General features: G+C 64.7%; 8 protein-coding genes and 5 tRNA genes. 8 read left to right on the forward strand and 5 right to left on the reverse strand.

Annotated features, from left to right (window positions below; all coding sequences use genetic code 11):
• Positions 1 to 1,219: 1,219 nt before the first annotated feature.
• Genes QRM60_RS05385 through QRM60_RS05395 form a run of 3 tightly spaced genes read right to left on the reverse strand, consistent with a single transcriptional unit; the run spans position 1,220 to position 8,933 of the window.
• Entirely contained in the window at positions 1,220 to 4,306 is a 3,087-nt protein-coding gene (locus QRM60_RS05385) for an efflux RND transporter permease subunit (protein ID WP_115556138.1), read from the reverse strand.
• A complete protein-coding gene (locus QRM60_RS05390) occupies positions 4,303 to 7,803 on the reverse strand; it encodes an efflux RND transporter permease subunit (RefSeq protein WP_285445762.1) in 3,501 nt (1,166 codons plus the stop codon). The genes QRM60_RS05385 and QRM60_RS05390 overlap by 4 nt, the downstream gene beginning before the upstream one ends.
• Complete coding sequence (locus QRM60_RS05395; RefSeq protein WP_161962702.1) at positions 7,800 to 8,933, reverse strand: efflux RND transporter periplasmic adaptor subunit; 1,134 nt, start codon at positions 8,931 to 8,933, stop codon at positions 7,800 to 7,802. The genes QRM60_RS05390 and QRM60_RS05395 overlap by 4 nt, the downstream gene beginning before the upstream one ends.
• A 204-nt stretch (positions 8,934 to 9,137) precedes the next feature.
• Between QRM60_RS05395 and QRM60_RS05400 the strand changes: the two genes are divergently transcribed.
• The 6 genes from QRM60_RS05400 to QRM60_RS05425 all read left to right on the forward strand — a co-directional run bounded on the left by QRM60_RS05400 (position 9,138) and on the right by QRM60_RS05425 (position 11,212).
• Positions 9,138 to 9,518: a cytochrome c gene (locus tag QRM60_RS05400; RefSeq protein WP_285445763.1), complete on the forward strand. Its 381-nt coding sequence runs from the start codon at positions 9,138 to 9,140 to the stop codon at positions 9,516 to 9,518.
• Positions 9,519 to 9,526: 8 nt separating this feature from the next.
• Entirely contained in the window at positions 9,527 to 9,988 is a 462-nt protein-coding gene (locus QRM60_RS05405; protein WP_043877747.1) for a cytochrome c, read from the forward strand.
• A gap of 86 nt (positions 9,989 to 10,074) precedes the next feature.
• Positions 10,075 to 10,150, forward strand: a tRNA-Ala gene (locus QRM60_RS05410).
• Between the two features lie 47 nt (positions 10,151 to 10,197).
• Positions 10,198 to 10,273, forward strand: a tRNA-Glu gene (locus QRM60_RS05415).
• Positions 10,274 to 11,007: 734 nt separating this feature from the next.
• A tRNA-Ala gene (locus QRM60_RS05420) sits at positions 11,008 to 11,083 on the forward strand.
• A 53-nt stretch (positions 11,084 to 11,136) separates the two neighbouring features.
• Positions 11,137 to 11,212 (forward strand) — tRNA-Glu (locus tag QRM60_RS05425).
• Between the two features lie 277 nt (positions 11,213 to 11,489).
• Here QRM60_RS05425 and QRM60_RS05430 read toward each other — a convergent pair.
• Both QRM60_RS05430 and QRM60_RS05435 read right to left on the reverse strand, forming a co-directional pair.
• Positions 11,490 to 11,666: a hypothetical protein gene (locus QRM60_RS05430; RefSeq protein WP_011037297.1), complete on the reverse strand. Its 177-nt coding sequence runs from the start codon at positions 11,664 to 11,666 to the stop codon at positions 11,490 to 11,492.
• Between the two features lie 276 nt (positions 11,667 to 11,942).
• Positions 11,943 to 12,029 (reverse strand) — tRNA-Leu (locus tag QRM60_RS05435).
• A gap of 139 nt (positions 12,030 to 12,168) precedes the next feature.
• On the opposite strand from QRM60_RS05435, the gene QRM60_RS05440 reads away from it, so the two are divergent.
• Both QRM60_RS05440 and QRM60_RS05445 read left to right on the forward strand, forming a co-directional pair.
• Positions 12,169 to 12,549 (forward strand): response regulator, encoded by a 381-nt coding sequence (locus QRM60_RS05440; protein ID WP_285445764.1) that lies wholly within the window; start codon positions 12,169 to 12,171, stop codon positions 12,547 to 12,549.
• Positions 12,550 to 12,614: 65 nt separating this feature from the next.
• Positions 12,615 to 16,055, forward strand: a complete 3,441-nt coding sequence (locus QRM60_RS05445) for a PAS domain S-box protein (RefSeq protein ID WP_285445765.1) — start codon at positions 12,615 to 12,617, stop codon at positions 16,053 to 16,055.
• Positions 16,056 to 16,069 lie beyond the last annotated feature (14 nt).

Raw genomic sequence — 16,069 nt, forward strand, 5'->3', positions numbered from 1 at the left:
CAGCTGGCGCTTTAGTTTGATTGAGGAAAGCCCGGTTTGCTGGCGCCTTGATTTCTTTGGTTGAGGAAAGCTGGTTAGTTGGTGCCTCGATTTTTTGGGTGGAGCGGCCCACGGGCGCCAGGGCAGGACACGCCGTGAACCCATCCATGGGGGCTCTTACACGACATCCTTGTCGTGTAAGGTCCTGCCCCGGCGCCCGCGGACCACTCTTCGAATGTTCCTGTATTGGCGGAACGGAGAGCAGCGATTTCCGCGAGGCCTACTCGGACTAGCCTTTGATGGTTGCTTCGTTGCTTCGTTGCTTCGTTGCCTTATTGCCTGAGGCGGAGGCAGAGATCTATTTGCTTGCCGGCCCAAAATCCGAGCACTTTCGGCTCTGCCGTCTTCCCTCAAGATCAGCTAGCTCACGGCAACGACGCGCCGAAGCGGCAGCGCGGCCGGGGATTGGCGGAGAGCGGCACAGGGATGAGCCGCGGCGGCGAGTCAGACAGGATGTCTGCCGAGCCGAAGAGCTGATCCCCGGCCGCGCTGCCGCCCCTACCGAAGCCAGCAAACTACCAGCAGGCACGCTGCCTGGTCGTATTCGGGAAATCCGTAGCCTCACCCCCACCCCTCTCCCGACAGGAGAGGGGCTTGAAGCCGCCCGTCCTGACTGTCCTCAAGATCAAATAACTCACGGCAACGACGCCGCCGAAGCGGCAGCGTGGCCGGGGATTGGCGGAGCGGCACAGGGATGTGCCGCGGCGGCGAGTCAGATGTCTGCCGAGCCGAAGAGCTGATCCCCGGTCGCGCTGCCGCCTTCACCGAAGCCAGCAAATCACAGGCAGGTGCCCGACCGTATTCGGGAATACCGTACCCTCACCCCAACCCCTCTCCCGTCGGGAGAGGGGCTTCAAGCCGCCCGTCCTGACTGTCCTCAAGATCAAATAACTCACGGCAACGACGCCGCCGAAGCGGCAGCGTGGCCGGGGATTGGCGGAGAACGGCACAGGGATGTGCCGCGGCGGCGAGTCAGACAGGATGTCTGCCGAGCCGAAGAGCCGAGCCCCGGCTGCGCTGCCGCCCTCACCGAAGCCAGCAAATCACAGGCAGGTTGCCCGACCGTATTCGGGAAACCGTACCCTCACCCCAACCCCTCTCCCGACGGGAGAGGGGCTTGAAGCACCCTTGCTGCCATTCGGCGTGCAGCGATTGCCAACCGTCAGCCGTCTTTAGTGACTCAAGACTCCAACGCAGCCTCCGGCGGCATCGCCTTCCGTATACCACGCGCGCGCTGCACCAATGCCGCCGCGCCGCTGCTCATGTCATCCAGGATGGCGTAGATGGTCGGCAGGAACAGCAAGCTCACCACTGTCGAAAATGCCAAGCCGCCAGCGATGGCGCGCGCCATCGGGAAGTACGGCGGGCCGTCGCTGAACATGGTGGTGCTGGTCAGCGAGATCGGCACCATCGCCAGGATCGCGGTGCCCATGGTCATCATGATCGGCCGCAAGCGCTCACGTGAGCCTTCGATCAACGCCTGCGTGCGCCCCATGCCGCGGCGGCGCAGATTGTTGATGTGCTCGATCATCACGATGCCGTTGTTCACCACCACGCCCATCAGCACCAGGATGCCGATGAAGGACATGATGCCGAACGAGGTTCCGGTGATCCAGAACAGCCAGAACACCCCGAAGATCGAGAACAGCACGCCGCTCATGATCGCCGCCGGAAACAGCAGCGACTCGAACACCGCCGCCATCACCACGTAGATCATCACCAACGCAATCACCAGATTGAACACCATCTGGCCCATCGCCTCGCCGTCGTCCTGATAATCGCCCCCGTCGAAGGTGTAGCTGTAACCGGCCGGAAACTGCATCGCCTTGAGCGGTTGCTCCATCGCAGCGCGCGCTTCAGGCACGGTGACTTTCGTGCCGAGATTGGCTTTGATGGTCAGGGTTGTCTGCCGATTGGTGCGGCCGATCTGGGTGGCGGCCGGGCGGATTTTTACATCCACCAGCGACAGCAACGGCACGCTGCGGCCATCCTTGGTGCGCACCGTGAAGCCTGCCAGATCTTCGGGTTTGCTCTGCTCGGCGCCGGCAAAACGCACCCACACGGGCACTTCGTTGTCGCCGCGGCGAAACTCGCGCAGCGGCGTGCCACGCAAAGCCAGCCCGACAAAACTCGCCACCTGTTCCGCACTGAAGCCGAACGCGGCCGCGCGCTCGCGATCCACACGGATCGCCAGCTCGCTGGTGCGATCACCGGTATCCACGCGTACGTCGCGCAATTCCTTGCGCTGCGCCAGCAGCGGTACCACCTCGTCGGCCAACTCCTGCAGTGCCTGGGTGGAATCGCCCACCAATTGCACCTGCACGCCCTGATTGCCGCTCCCGCCATCGCCTTGGTTGCCGATGCTGTAATCGGCGCGCGCAGAACGCGGCAACTCCTTGCGAATCTGCTCCAGCAGCGGTGGCAGGTCCTTGACCTTGGTCGCGTCGAAGGTCACCACGGTGTTGCTGCCTTCCACCTCGCTAAACCACGAATAGATCTGGGTGATGTGGTATTTGGCGCGGTTGGCTTCCAGGTGGTTTTCCACCCGCGCGATCTCATCGCCCAGCTGCTCGCGCGTATAGGAGCCCTTCCACTGATACTGGATGTAGCCCTCGTTGCCGCCGTCGCCACCGAACATGTCCACCTTGGTGAGCTTCATCGGCACCAGGCTGATCGCACTGACCAGCAGGATGCCGGCCACGCTCCAGCCGCGGTGCGCCAGCGTCCAGGCCAAAACCTTGGCATAGCGCCGCTGCAGCCGTGCGATCACGCCGCGCTCGGAGGTCACCAGCGGCGGCGTTTTCATGCGCGCCGACAGCATCGGGATCAGGCTGATCGCCACCAGCCACGAGGCCAGCAACGACACCGAAATGGTGATCGCAATCTGCGCCATGAAAATGCTGATGTTGTTGGTTTCGCCAAACAGGTTCGGCACAAACACGATGCAGTGGCACAGCGTGCCGGCGCTGAGTGCAATCGCCACGCTACGCGTGCCCAACAACGCTGCCAATTGCGGCTGGCCCGGCATGCGCTCGCGCTCCTGGTAGATGCTTTCCACCACCACCACCGCGTTGTCCACCAGCATGCCCACGGCCAACAGCAAGCCCATCATGGTCAGGATGTTGAGCGTGACGCCGACGAAGTACATGAAGCCCAGCGTGATCGCAAAGCAGATCGGGATCGCCAGCGTGACCATCAGCGTGGACGGCCAGTGGCGCAGGAAGAAGAACAGCACCGTGATTGACAACAGCAGACCAACCGCACCGGCCTCGGCCAATTCCGCCAATGACGAGGTCACCGCCTTGCCCTGGTTGTCGATCACCTTGACCTGCACGTCGCGCATGGCCGGTTCGGCGCGGATGTCTTCGACTTCCTTCAATGCCGCCTTGGACACTTCCACCAGGTTGGCGCTGCGCTCCTTGTAGATGTCCAGGCCGATCGCCGGGCGCCCATCCAGGCGCCGGCCATAGTTCATGCGCGTGGGCTTGAGCCGCACCTGCGCAATGTCGCCCAGGCGCAGCCCCTTGGCGTTGAGCACCAGATCGCGCAGCTCCTGCAGGTCGCGCAATTCGCCCACCGGTTGCACGCGGATGCGCTGGCCGTTGTCGTCGATCTGCCCGGCCGAGACCGAGAAATTGAGCTTACCCAGCCGCTCACTCAGATCGTTGAGGCTCAGGTCATGCGCAGTCAGCCGATCCGGCGCGATTGCGATCTCCACCTCGTTGGGCGGTGCGCCGGAGATTTCCACCTTCGCCACGCCGGGAATGCGTTCGATGCGCCGCTTGAACTCGCGGTCGAGCATGTCGTACGCACCGGTCAGATCGGCCTGGCTGGCCAGCCGCACCTTGAGTACCGGCTCATCGCTGCTGGACCACTTGAAGATATGGAAGCGTTGCAGATCCTCGGGGAAATCATCGCGAATGGCATCCAGCCGCTCGCGTGCGTCGGAGGCGGCAATGGCGATATCGCGGTCCCAATCGGAGAACTCGATGAAGATGTTGGCGCCGTCGGCGGTGGCGGTCGAGCGCATGCGCTTGATGCCGGTCATCGTCGCCAACGCTTCTTCGGCCGGCCGCACCAGGTTGCGCTCCACCTCGTCCGGCGTGGAGCCGGTGTACGGCAACTGCACGAACAGGAACGGCGCGGAAATATCCGGCAGCGCCTCCAGCGGCAGGCGAAACGCGGCGATCAGCCCCACCACCACCAGCGACACGAAGCACATGATGGTGGTGACCGGGCGACGGATGCTGAAGGCGGCAACGCTCATACCGCCTCCAGCCCGTCGCTGTGGCCGGCCGGTGTGCGCTGACGCGCCATGCGCCGGCCACGCTCCAGGTAATACGCATCGGCACGGCGATCCAGCAGGTCGTAGACCACCGGAATCACCAGCAAGGTGAGCAGCGTGGACACCAGCAACCCGCCGATCACGGTGATGGCCATGGGTGCGCGCACCTCCGCCCCCTCGCCCATCGCCACCGCCAGCGGCAAAAAGCCGAACAAGGTGCACAGCGTGGTCATGATGATCGGCCGCAGGCGCGAACGCGCCCCTTCGATCAGCGCCTCACGCTTGGCCACGCCTTCCTCGCGCAGCTGGTTGACCTTGTCGATCAGGATGATCGCGTTCTTGGTCACCAGGCCCACCAGCAAAATCAGGCCAATGAACACCACCACCGATACCGGCTTGCCGGTCATCAGCAGCGCCAGTACCGCGCCGACCATCGCCAGCGGAATGGTGAACAAGATGACGAACGGGTGCAGCAGCGATTCGAACTGCGAGGCCATCACCAGGTAGACCAGGAAGATCGCCAGACCGAACGCGAACAGCAGCGACTTCACCGACTGCGCCAGTTCCTCGCCCTGCCCGCCGATGTGCATGCCCACGCCAGCGGCCAGCGGGTCGTTACGCACCAACGTTTCCACTTCGCGCACCGCACCGCCCAGGTCGATGTCGCGCAGGCTCGCCGACACGATCGCCACGCGGGTCTGGTCGGCACGATGGATCTCGCTCGGCCCGGTGGTCGCCACCACCTCGGCGACCGCAGCAAGGCGTACCGGACGGCTGCTGCCCGGGTTGACGATCAACTGGCGGATCGCGTCCACGCTGGCACGGTCGCTGTGCTGCGCACGCACCAGCACGTCGATCTTGCGATCACGGAAGCTGTAGCGTGTGGCCACATCGCCGCGCACCTTCTTGACGATCACATCGGCGATCTGCCGCGTGGTCAAGCCCAGCGCACCGGCGCGCTCCTGGTCGAAGCGGATCTGGATTTCCGGGAAGCCCTCTTCCACGGTGGATTTCACGTCCGCGTAGTGGCCGTTGGCACGCAGCATCTGCGCCAGTTTCTGGCCAGCCTGCTCCAGCTCGCCCAGATCCTGCCCGCGCAACTCCACTTCCAGCGGCGTGGAGAAACTAAACAGGGCCGGCCTTGCAAAATCCACCTGCGCGCCCGGATGCGCCGTCATGCTGCTGCGCAGGCGCTCAGTGGCAGCTGCCTCCACCGCGGGGCTGCCGCCACCGGCCATCACCACCGTGAGCTTGCCGATGTTCTCGCCACTTTCGGTGGGGTTGGCATCCAGCCGTGTGCCGGCACCGCTCACGCCATACAGCGAGGCGATGCCCGGGTCCTTGTCGTGCGCCAGTTGCAGCTCGCGCACCAGAGCGTCGGTCTGCGCCAGCGGCGTACCAGAGGGCAACTTCACCGTCATTTCGAAGCGGTCCTGCGCCAGCTGCGGGATCAGGTCCGCGCCGAGCATCGGCACCAGCAGCACGGTGCCGACGAATGCGGCGCCTGCCAGCCCGAGCACCAACCAGGGCCGCCGCAATGCCGCCGGTAGCATGGTCAGGTACCCGCGTTCGGCACGGCCATACGGCGCCATCGCGATATCGCTGGCCTTGCGCATCACCGGTGCCACCACTCGCGTGGCGCCACGCCAGACCTTCACCACCGCCCAGGCGGCACCGAAAAACGCATAGCGCACGCTGGCACCCGCGCCGCGGCGGCCAGCCGCTACTGGCTTGAGCCAGCGCTGCTGCGGCTGCCACTGCGGGTGGCTGGGTTCGTCCGGGAAGGCCATGGGCGGCGCGCCTTTCAGCGAGCTCAGCATCGGGATCAGCGTCATCGACACCACCAGCGAGATCGCAATGGCGATCGCCACGGTCAAGGCCTGGTCGCGGAATAACTGCCCGGCAATGCCTTCGACAAACACCAGCGGCAGGAACACCGCGATGGTGGTCAGGGTCGAGGCCATCACCGCCATGCTCACCTCGCGGGTGCCCACCATGGCCGCATCCAGCACGCTCAGGCCACGCTCGCGCGCCTTGGCAATGCTCTCCAGCACCACGATGGAATCGTCCACCACCAGGCCGGTGGCCAAGGCCAGCCCGCCCAGCGACATCACGTTCAAGCTCAGGCCCAGCTGGCCCATGAAGAAGAACGTGGTGATGATCGACACCGGCAGCGACAGGCTGATCACGAACGTGCTCCAGCCATCGCGCAGGAACAAGAAGATGATCAGGATCGCCAGCACGCCGCCGATCACCGCATCTTTCTTGACGTCGCTGATCGCGTGCTCGATGAAGTGCGACTGGTCTTCGATGGTGGTGATTTCCACGTCGCCGGGCACGGTCACCTTGATCTGCTCCAGGCGCTTGCGCAGCGACGCGGCCGTCGACACCGTATTGGCATCGCCCTCCTTGTAGATCGCCAATTCCACCGCTTCCTTGCCGCCCAGGCGAATGATCGCCTCGCGTTCCTTGTAGCCCTGGCGCACCTGCGCCACGTCCTTCAAGCGCACCGGCATGCCGCCGGCGATGCTGCTGGTGGACGAAGCCGAGGTGCTCTGCACTTCGGCCGCAGCCGCCAATGCTGCCTGCGAACCGGTGGACGCCGCAATGGCATACATCTGCTGCATCGCTGCATCGGCTGCGCTGCTACTGCTGCTCTGCGTGGTCACCAGCATGTTGCGGATCTCATCCAGATCCACGAACTGGTTGACCGTGCGCACCAAGTAGCGCTGCGAGCCTTCTTCCAACCGGCCGCCGGAGATATTGACGTTCTCTTCCTTCAACCGGCTGATGACGTTGTCGATCGGCAAGCTGAGCTGGGCCAGCTTCTGCTGGTCGATATCCACCTGGATCTCGTCCTCCAGACCACCGCCCACCTTCACCGCCGCCACGCCGGCCACCGGTTCGAGTTTCTTTTTCAGATCCTCGTCGGCATAGCGCCGCAGGCCGGTGAGCTGACGGATGGCGTCGGTGTCCGAGGCCGGCGCCTGCTTGGGCGACAGCACCAGGCGCATGATCGGCTCGGTCGATGGATTGAAGCGCAGCAGCACCGGCGGCTTGGCTTCCAGCGGCAACGACAAGGCTTCCATCTTGTCGCGCACTTCCAGGCCGGCCTGGTCCATGTTGGTGCCCCAGGCAAACTCCAGCACCACATCGCTTTGCCCGGTGCGCGAGATCGACTTCAGCTTACGCAGGTTCTTGACCACGCCGACCGCTTCTTCCACCGGCTCGGTCACCAGCGTCTCGATCTCCGCCGGTGCCGCACCGGTGTATTCGGTGCGCACGGTGAGCGTGGGATAGCTCAGGTCCGGCAGCAAATTGACCTTGAGGCTACGCAGCGCGATCAGGCCGAACAGCAGCATGGTCACCGTGATCATCGCGATGGTGACGCGGCGGCGTGTGGCAAACGCCACCAGGCCGCCGCCCGGCGCTACGGATAGGTGCGGGTCGTGGACCGGGCCGGTGGGATGGTCGGTCATGAGCGCTTCTCGTCGCCGGCCGGTGCCGGTGCGGCAGCTGCAACCGGCTTGCGATCGGGCTGGCCGATGATTTGCACCGCAGTGCCATCGCGCAGCGCCACCTTGCCGGCTGTCACGACCTGGTCGCCCTCCTTCAAGCCCTGGCGCACTTCCAGCCATGGGCCTTCGGCATAGCCCAGCTTCACCGGCACCCGGCTGGCCTTGCCATTGCGCACCACGAACACCGCCGGCTCACCGTCGTCCAGCAGCGCCAGCCGCGGAATCACCAGGGCATCCTTGCGCTGGTCGTAGTTGATGCGGATGCGCCCGAACATGCCGGGCTGCAGTGCCTCTGCGCCAGCGCCGAACGCGCACACCACGCGGAAGGTACCGCTGCCTGAATCCACCACCGGCGCGATGCGGTCCACCTTGCCCACGAATTGCTGTCCCGGCAATGCGTCGGCCAGCAACGTCACCGGCTGGCCGGACTTGAGCGTGGCCAGCTCGCGCTCGGGCACGTTGAGCGTGGCTTCCAGTTGCGAGTCGTCGACGATGCGGAAGATCGGCGTATTGATCTGCACGAAGTTGCCGGTCTTGATCGAGCGCGAGGCAATCACCCCGGAAATCGGCGCCTGCACGGTGGTGTACGACAGTTCCAGCGACGCCAGACGATGCTGCGCGCGGCTGTTTTCCACATCGAACTTGAGCTGGTCCACATCCGCGGCGCTGACCAGTTGCTGGCCGACCAGTTGCGTGGCGCGGCGATAGCTGTTTTCCAGCTTGCGAAGCTGCGCGTCGCTTTGCGCCACCGCCAGATGCGCGCGGTCCGGATCCAGGCGCACCAGCGCCTGGCCTGCCGACACCTTCTGCCCTTCCTCGACCATCACCGCCAGCGCCACGCCGGAGGTCTTGGCCACCACCTGCGCTTCGGCACGTGGTTCCAATGCCGCAGTGCCGGTGTAGCTGGCGGCCACCGCACGACGGGCTGCCTTGGCGGTTTCCACCGGCACCGCATCTGCGGCCTTCTGGGTGTCTGCCGGCTTGGCAGCACTGTCGCCAGCCTTGCAACCGCCCAGCAACAGGCTCGTGGTGATCAACAGCGCAGCGGCGCAAGGCCCGCTGCGGCCGTGCAAGAAGGAGAGTGGCGACATCGTCGTGTCCTAGTGGATGCGTGAACAGGTGTTGTAGGCAAGTAAACCACCCGGGCCGTCATGTCGCCAATGCGCCAAAGGTCATGGTCTGTTCAAGATTGCCTATTCACCCGGTTTGCGTGCGGCCAAATCGCAGGCATACTCGGTTCGGCCCGCAACGCCCCCACGTGCGGACGCTCATACCAGTCTTCCGGATACGAAACCATGCGCCCGCAGCCGCTCGCCGCTTGTCTCGCTCTGGTCGTCTTCCTGCCGTTTGGGGGCGCATCAGCAACACCATCGGTTCCGACACCGCCTGCAGCTGCGGCGCCGACGCCTGCCACACCCGCGCCCTCGGGCAATGCCGGGAATGGCCGCCAGCTGGCGTACACCTGCCAGGGCTGCCACGGCGTGACCGGCTACAAGAACGCCTACCCGAGCTACCGCGTGCCCAAGATCGGCGGCCAGTCCGCGCAGTACCTGACCCAGGCACTGACCGAATACCGCCAGGGCAAGCGCAAACACCCGACCATGCAGGCACAGGCGCAAAGCTTTTCCGAGCAGGACATCGCCGACATCGCCACCTACCTGTCCACCCTCAAATAAGCGCCCACATGCCGAACGCCCTGTACGCTCCGCGTCTAGCCATCGCCTTGGTCGCTGCCCTGTCGTTGGCGGCCTGTTCCCAGTCCCAGGTGGAATCCACCGATCACTCTGCCGGCGATGCCGGTCATGCCAGTGGCGAGCACGGCTCGGGTTCGTCGGCCGGCCTGCCGACCGGCCGCGCCGCAGCCGGCGACAAACTTGCCCATACCAAAGGTAAGGCCACCGGCCAGAGCTGTGTCGATTGCCACGGCGCCGATGGCAATGTGCCGCTCGACCCGACCTATCCCAAACTCGGCGGCCAGTACGGCGACTACCTTGCACATGCATTGCAGGCCTATCGCAGCGGCGATCGCCAGCATCCGTTGATGACCGCCCAAGCCACCGCGTTGAGCGACCAGGACATCGCCGATCTCGCCGCGTACTTTGGCGCGCGCCCGACGCAGCTGCGCGATCTGCACGGCGTCAACTGAGCACGGCGCACGTCGCGTCTCATTCCGCATGAAAAAGCGCTTGCGCGAACGTTAACGCATCGCTATCATTTCGTTCTCAGTTTCGTGGGGCCATAGCTCAGCTGGGAGAGCGCCTGCATGGCATGCAGGAGGTCGGCGGTTCGATCCCGCCTGGCTCCACCAAGTTCCGGACATAGGCCGTCTGGAATCGACAACCAGGTTTGATACGCGTCCCCATCGTCTAGAGGCCTAGGACACCACCCTTTCACGGTGGACACCGGGGTTCGAATCCCCGTGGGGACGCCAATCATCAAAAAGCCTCGGCATTGCCGGGGCTTTTTTCTTGTGTGCTTTGTGCAATGACGGCGCAGTGGTGTCGCACCAGTTACGCGCGTTGTACGATTACGTGTTGAAGCGTCTTCGATACTGGCCGGGGTCGCAAGTTCGCTCGAAGTGCGTCATTACGATTGCGCGTGCATGACCCGGCGCTGCGACTAAGAAGCAACGAGCCGCGCCGGAGTCAGACTTCACCAGGTACGCATCTGCGTGCGCCCTCGCCTTTCATGTGCAAGCAGAGCAGACGCTGTGCACGCTGCTGCACACGTCACCTCGCTTGTCACCGCTGCAGCGACGCAGCGACGAGAACAGCACTTGGACGCAGCGCATGAAATTGCCCTTACTCGCTTTGCACTTGCGTTAGGGCATGACCTGCACCCTTGTGGCTGCAACCCGCCACGCACTCACTAGCGCGCCACTAACGACTACAGGTTCCGCGAAACAAGAAACCAGACAGGAAAAGTTTCGAGATCAGCTGCGCATCGCAATACGCTTGGCCAACGCGATGCACAAAGCAAGAAACAGCTGGCGCGCTTCGCCTGCTGACGAGATCAGCGACAAAGGGAAGCGCCGCACCCAGTGCGCGACACGACACAGCGCGCAGGCCGATCAGACCGCTGGCGCGTTACCGCATGAAAAAAATGTATCCGCACCTCTTCCCAATCCTGTTTCAGACCGCTATCATTGCGGGCTCGCAACATCGTGGGGCCATAGCTCAGCTGGGAGAGCGCCTGCATGGCATGCAGGAGGTCGGCGGTTCGATCCCGCCTGGCTCCACCAACTTTCGGACAATAGGCCGTCCGCAAGCTGACAACCGGGTTGTTCGTTTATGCGTCCCCATCGTCTAGAGGCCTAGGACACCACCCTTTCACGGTGGACACCGGGGTTCGAATCCCCGTGGGGACGCCAACGACAAGAAGCTCCGCACTGCGGGGCTTTTTTGTTGGGCGTTGTTGAGCATTGCGGATGCGCTGACCGCGCCGGGCGGCGCATGGCGCGCACCCGGGCTGTGCTCCAGCTTTCCGGGCTCGCGACTGCACGCACCCCGATTTAAACGTTGGCTGCGCCCCTGCGCCCTGGGCTGCTTAAAACCAGTAGCCCCGCTTCTGCGGCCAACGAATCGACTGTCGCAACCAGGCGCCAGGAGTGGCGCCGCGTGCCACGCCAGCCGCTCGTCGTCATCGCGTCAGACCTGCCCGTCGTCAAGCGCCTTGCGCCCCTCGTGCGTCAGATCGATATCTGCGTCTTCCGCATGCGTCGCATAGCCGGCGCGTACCGCCCAGTCGGCCTCTTCCTCGCTCACCGGCGTGGTGGCGTGGATGTCGCGAAGAATGCGCAGCTTCTGTTCTGAGTCGATCGCCATGATGGGCACCTGATCTTGAGGTAAGCCTCAAAGGTACGGACCAGGCGTGATGGCTGCGTGCCTGTGCGAACACCACTGCCCCTCCAGAATTGCTCGGGCAGCAACCGCAACAACAACTCCATGCGAGCGCCAAGCATCCATGGCGAAGCATCCCCACATATCGCAGCAGCCCGCCTGCACCCAGCCGCAAAGCGCACCGGTGCACCGGTGCACAGCGGAAACGTAAAAGCCCGCCTGGATGACTCCAGGCGGGCTTTTAGATGTACCGCAAGAACTTGGTGCCGAAGGTGGGACTCGAACCCACACGCTTTTAAGGGCGGCGGATTTTGAGTCCGCTGCGTCTACCGATTCCGCCACTTCGGCGTGGCCGCGCAGTATAGCGAGTTGTCAACGAAACGAACAGTGTCAGGAATTGCCTGACGAATTCATGTGCAAGCTGCGTCAGCAACGCGGCGCTCAGCCTGGGCCGATATACTCATCGGCTAACGTGAAGGAGTAAGCAATGTCGGCGTTGCGTGGAGTTCGGGTACTCGTGGTCGAAAACGATGACATGAATGCCATGCTGCTCGAGATGCAGCTGATCCAGGCGGGTGCGGCCGTGGTCGGGCCGGTGGGTGAGGTCGACGACGCGCTGCAGCTGATCGAGGCCGATACGCCGGATACCGCCGTGCTGGACTATCGCCTGGGCAACGGCCAGACCAGCGAACCGGTTGCGCGGCGGCTCACCGAACGCGGCATTCCCTTTGTGCTGGCCACCGGCGTCGCCAGTGCCAGTATCCCGCACGGGTTTGAACGCGGGGTCATCCTGACCAAGCCGTACATGTCCGACGAGCTCGTCAATGCCCTGGCCAAGGCGCGCCAGCGCAGCAGTACCAGCAGCTGACGCGTTGTCAGCGGCGACGTTGTCACTAGAATCACTGCATCCAGGGCTGACAGGTGGGATGCACCATGGCCATCGCCGCGCCGGCCGTTGCTGAGTTGCTGCCAGAGCATCGCCAAACCACAGCGCTATTGCCGCAGGCGGACGAAAGCGTCCTCGCCCTGCTGAGCGAAAGTCCTGCGCTGTCGACCGCGCTTTCGCTTTGCCTGCATGCGCGGGTGCCGATGGTGCTGGTGTGTGGCGAGGCCTCGCACTGCCTGTACAACGATGCCTGCATCCCGCTCCTCGGTGCGCTGCATCCGCACGTGTTCGGCCAGCCGCTCGCTGCAGTTACCGCCCAACGCCTGGTGCTGGCGGGAGCGACAGACAGACAGCAGCCCCCCGAGCCATCGGCATGGTCGTGCAGCCCGGTGCTCGAAAGCGGCAGGCCGTTGGGCCAGCTGTATATCGCCGCCCATCCGCACGGACAGCCGTCGCAGTGGCACGGCAATACGCTTGCGGCAACAACCCTGGCTCTGCCGTCGCCCACAGACGAACGCAGCCACGACAGCTTTCTATTGCGACTGGAAGATGCCCTGCAGCATGTCTCCGACCCGCGCGCGATCGTGGACACCAGCGTGCGCCTGCTCGGCGAGCATCTGCAGGTCAACCGCTGCGCATTCGGCCTGGCGGCGGAGGACCACAGCGTGATGCACGTGATCAGCGACTACGTGCAGGACATGCCGAGTCTCAAGGGAGATTTTCCGTTGGAAGCCGCGCAGGGGCTGCGCGATGCGCTGCTGGAAAACCGCACCTGGTTCACCACCGACGCGATGGCCCCCGGCGCGCCGGACTACGTAGTCGAGCAATACCGGCATTCCGGCCTGCGCGCGTCGCTGGCGATTCCGTTGCACAAGCATGGCCAACTGGTCGCGGCAATCGGCGTGCATCAACGTGCACCGCGGCAGTGGGCCTCGACCGACATCGAACTGGTGCGGCTGGTGGTGGCACGGTGCTGGGAATCGATGCAGCGGGCCAAGGCGCAGCGCCAGTTGGCGGCCAGCGAGGCGCGGCTGCGGCGGCTGGCCGACACGGTGCCGCAGATCATCTTCATCGCCGATCCAGCGGGCCAGCCGGACTACTTCAATCAACGCTGGTACGAATACACCGGTCTGAACCCGGACACAGAGGCTAGCGCCGCGTGGCGGCAGGCACATTCGGCCGCAGGCTTGCGCATGTCCAGCCAGGCGTGGGCACTGGCGCTCAATGGCGAGCGCGCCTACGAGATCGAATGTGAGCTGCGCCGCCACGATGGGCTGACCCGCTGGCACCTGGCGCGTGCCCTGCCCGTCCGCGACGAACATGGACGCATCAGCGAGTGGATCGGCACCTACACCGATATCCACGACCGCCGCGGGTTCGAGCACAAGCTGCGCGAAAGCGAGGCGCGCTTCCGCGCATTGTGCGAGACGGTGCCGGCGATGATCTGGATGGCAGATGTGGACGGCAATTGCGTCTACTGGAACCCGCAATGGTATGAGTTCACCGGCCAGGGCGAAGAACAGGCCCTGGACCAGGGCTGGTGGAATGCGATGCATCCCGATGATGCCGCGCGTGTGCGGCATGCCTTCGAACAGGCGCTCGATGCACGCGGCGCGTTCATCGCCGAATACCGCATCCGCCGCCACGATGGGCAGTACCGCTGGTGTATCGACACCGCGTCGCCGCACTTCGGCAGCGACGGGCGCTTCCTGGGCCACATCGGTTCGCTGACCGATATTTCCGACCGCAAGCGGATCGAAGATGCCACCGCATCCGACCGCGCGATCCTGAGCCTGATCACGACCGGTGCGCCATTGACGGTGGTGCTCGATGCCATCGCGCTGAGCGTGGAAGCACGCGGCGAAACACCGCTGTATTGCGCAGTGATGGTGCTGGATGAGGAGCACCAGACCTTGCAGTTTGCGGCGGCCCCGCATCTGCCGCGCGATTACAGCGGCGATTTCGAAAATGCGCCGATCGGGCCCTCTGGCCCGCCGTGTGCGCGCTCGGCCCATAGCGGCCTGCAGGTGATTTGCGAGGACATCGCCAACGATCCGCGCTTTGAAGACCACCGCGCGCTCTCGGCAGCGATGGGGATTGCCGCCTGCTGCGTCACGCCGATTCTGGGCAGCAATGGCGCCGTGCTGGGCACGCTCAACATCTATTACGCGCAACCGCATCTGGCCTCGCTGCGCGAACAGGCCATGGCACGCTCGGCCTCGCACCTGGCCGGCATCGTGATTGAGCGCACGCGCGTGGATGCCAAACTCAAGGCCTCGTTGCAGGCTGAAACCGCTGCACGCAATCAGGCCGAACACGCCAGCCGGGTCAAGGATGAATTCCTGGCCACGCTCAGCCACGAACTGCGCACGCCGCTCAACGCGATTCTGGGATGGTCGCGCTTGATGCAGGCCGATGCCTTCGAGCCGGCCAAGTTGGGCAAGGGACTGGTGGTGATCGAGCGCAGTGCGCGCGCGCAAACGCAGATCATCGACGACCTGCTGGATATGAGTGCGATCCTGTCCGACAAGATCCGCCTGCAGCCCGAACACTTCGACATCGCCGGGCTGGCGCGCAGCACCGTGGAATTGATGCAGCCCACCGCACAGGCGCGCCAGATCCGGCTGGAACTGGATGCGCCGCTGCAAGGCAGCCTGTGGTTCTTCGGCGATGCCGGACGCCTTCAGCAGGTGCTGACCAACCTGATCAGCAACGCGCTCAAGTTCACCGCACCCGAGGGCGATGTGCGCGTGAGCCTGGAGGTGGAAGAGCAGCGCCTGCGCCTGTGCGTACGCGATACTGGCATTGGCATTGCCGCCGACTTCCTGCCGCATGTGTTCGACCGCTTCCGTCAGGCCGATGCCGGCACCACCCGCCGCGTGGGCGGATTGGGGCTGGGGCTGTCGATTTCGCGCCAGCTGATCGATCTGCACGGCGGCAGCCTGGGCGCGTCCAGCGCCGGCGAAGGCCATGGCGCGACGTTCACCGTGGTGCTGCCGTTCCAGCACGGCGTCAGCGACCAGCGTCCCGCACCAGAGCCTGCCCACACCGGCCCGCTGCCCACCGCCGCACATGGCCGGCTCGATGGCGTGCGCCTGCTGCTGGTGGACGATGACCAGGACTCACGCGAGGCGGTGATGCATTTCCTGATGCTGGCCGGCGCGCAGGTGCAGGCCGCCGGCTCGGTGGATGCAGCGGAAGCGCACCTGGCCGCGGCGCATTACGACGTGCTGGTGAGCGATATCGCCATGCCGCTGCGCGATGGCTACGACCTGATCCGCAGCGTGCGCTCGGGCCGGCCGGAACTGCCACGGCACATCCGCGCAATTGCCCTCACCGCCTACGTGCGCGAAGAGGACCGCGACCGCGCCATCGTGGCCGGCTTCGACGCGCACATGGGCAAGCCGGTGGAGCCACCGGGCTTGATCGACCTGATCGAACGCCTGGTGCAGCCAGCCGGGGCCGTACGCACTGACCCATCCGCCTGAACAACGCACCCTGG

This window comes from Xanthomonas sp. fls2-241-TYG-148, from assembly GCF_030208815.1.
GTDB lineage: Bacteria > Pseudomonadota > Gammaproteobacteria > Xanthomonadales > Xanthomonadaceae > Xanthomonas > Xanthomonas campestris.

Excerpts from the sequence above, each read along its gene's own strand:
- QRM60_RS05385 (WP_115556138.1), bottom strand. The coding sequence starts at position 4,306 with ATGAGCGTTGCCGCCTTCAGCATCCGTCGCCCGGTCACCACCATCATG.
- QRM60_RS05390 (WP_285445762.1), bottom strand. The coding sequence starts at position 7,803 with ATGACCGACCATCCCACCGGCCCGGTCCACGACCCGCACCTATCCGTA.
- QRM60_RS05395 (WP_161962702.1), bottom strand. The coding sequence starts at position 8,933 with ATGTCGCCACTCTCCTTCTTGCACGGCCGCAGCGGGCCTTGCGCCGCT.
- QRM60_RS05400 (WP_285445763.1), top strand. The coding sequence starts at position 9,138 with ATGCGCCCGCAGCCGCTCGCCGCTTGTCTCGCTCTGGTCGTCTTCCTG.
- QRM60_RS05405 (WP_043877747.1), top strand. The coding sequence starts at position 9,527 with ATGCCGAACGCCCTGTACGCTCCGCGTCTAGCCATCGCCTTGGTCGCT.
- QRM60_RS05430 (WP_011037297.1), bottom strand. The coding sequence starts at position 11,666 with ATGGCGATCGACTCAGAACAGAAGCTGCGCATTCTTCGCGACATCCAC.
- QRM60_RS05440 (WP_285445764.1), top strand. The coding sequence starts at position 12,169 with ATGTCGGCGTTGCGTGGAGTTCGGGTACTCGTGGTCGAAAACGATGAC.
- QRM60_RS05445 (WP_285445765.1), top strand. The coding sequence starts at position 12,615 with ATGGCCATCGCCGCGCCGGCCGTTGCTGAGTTGCTGCCAGAGCATCGC.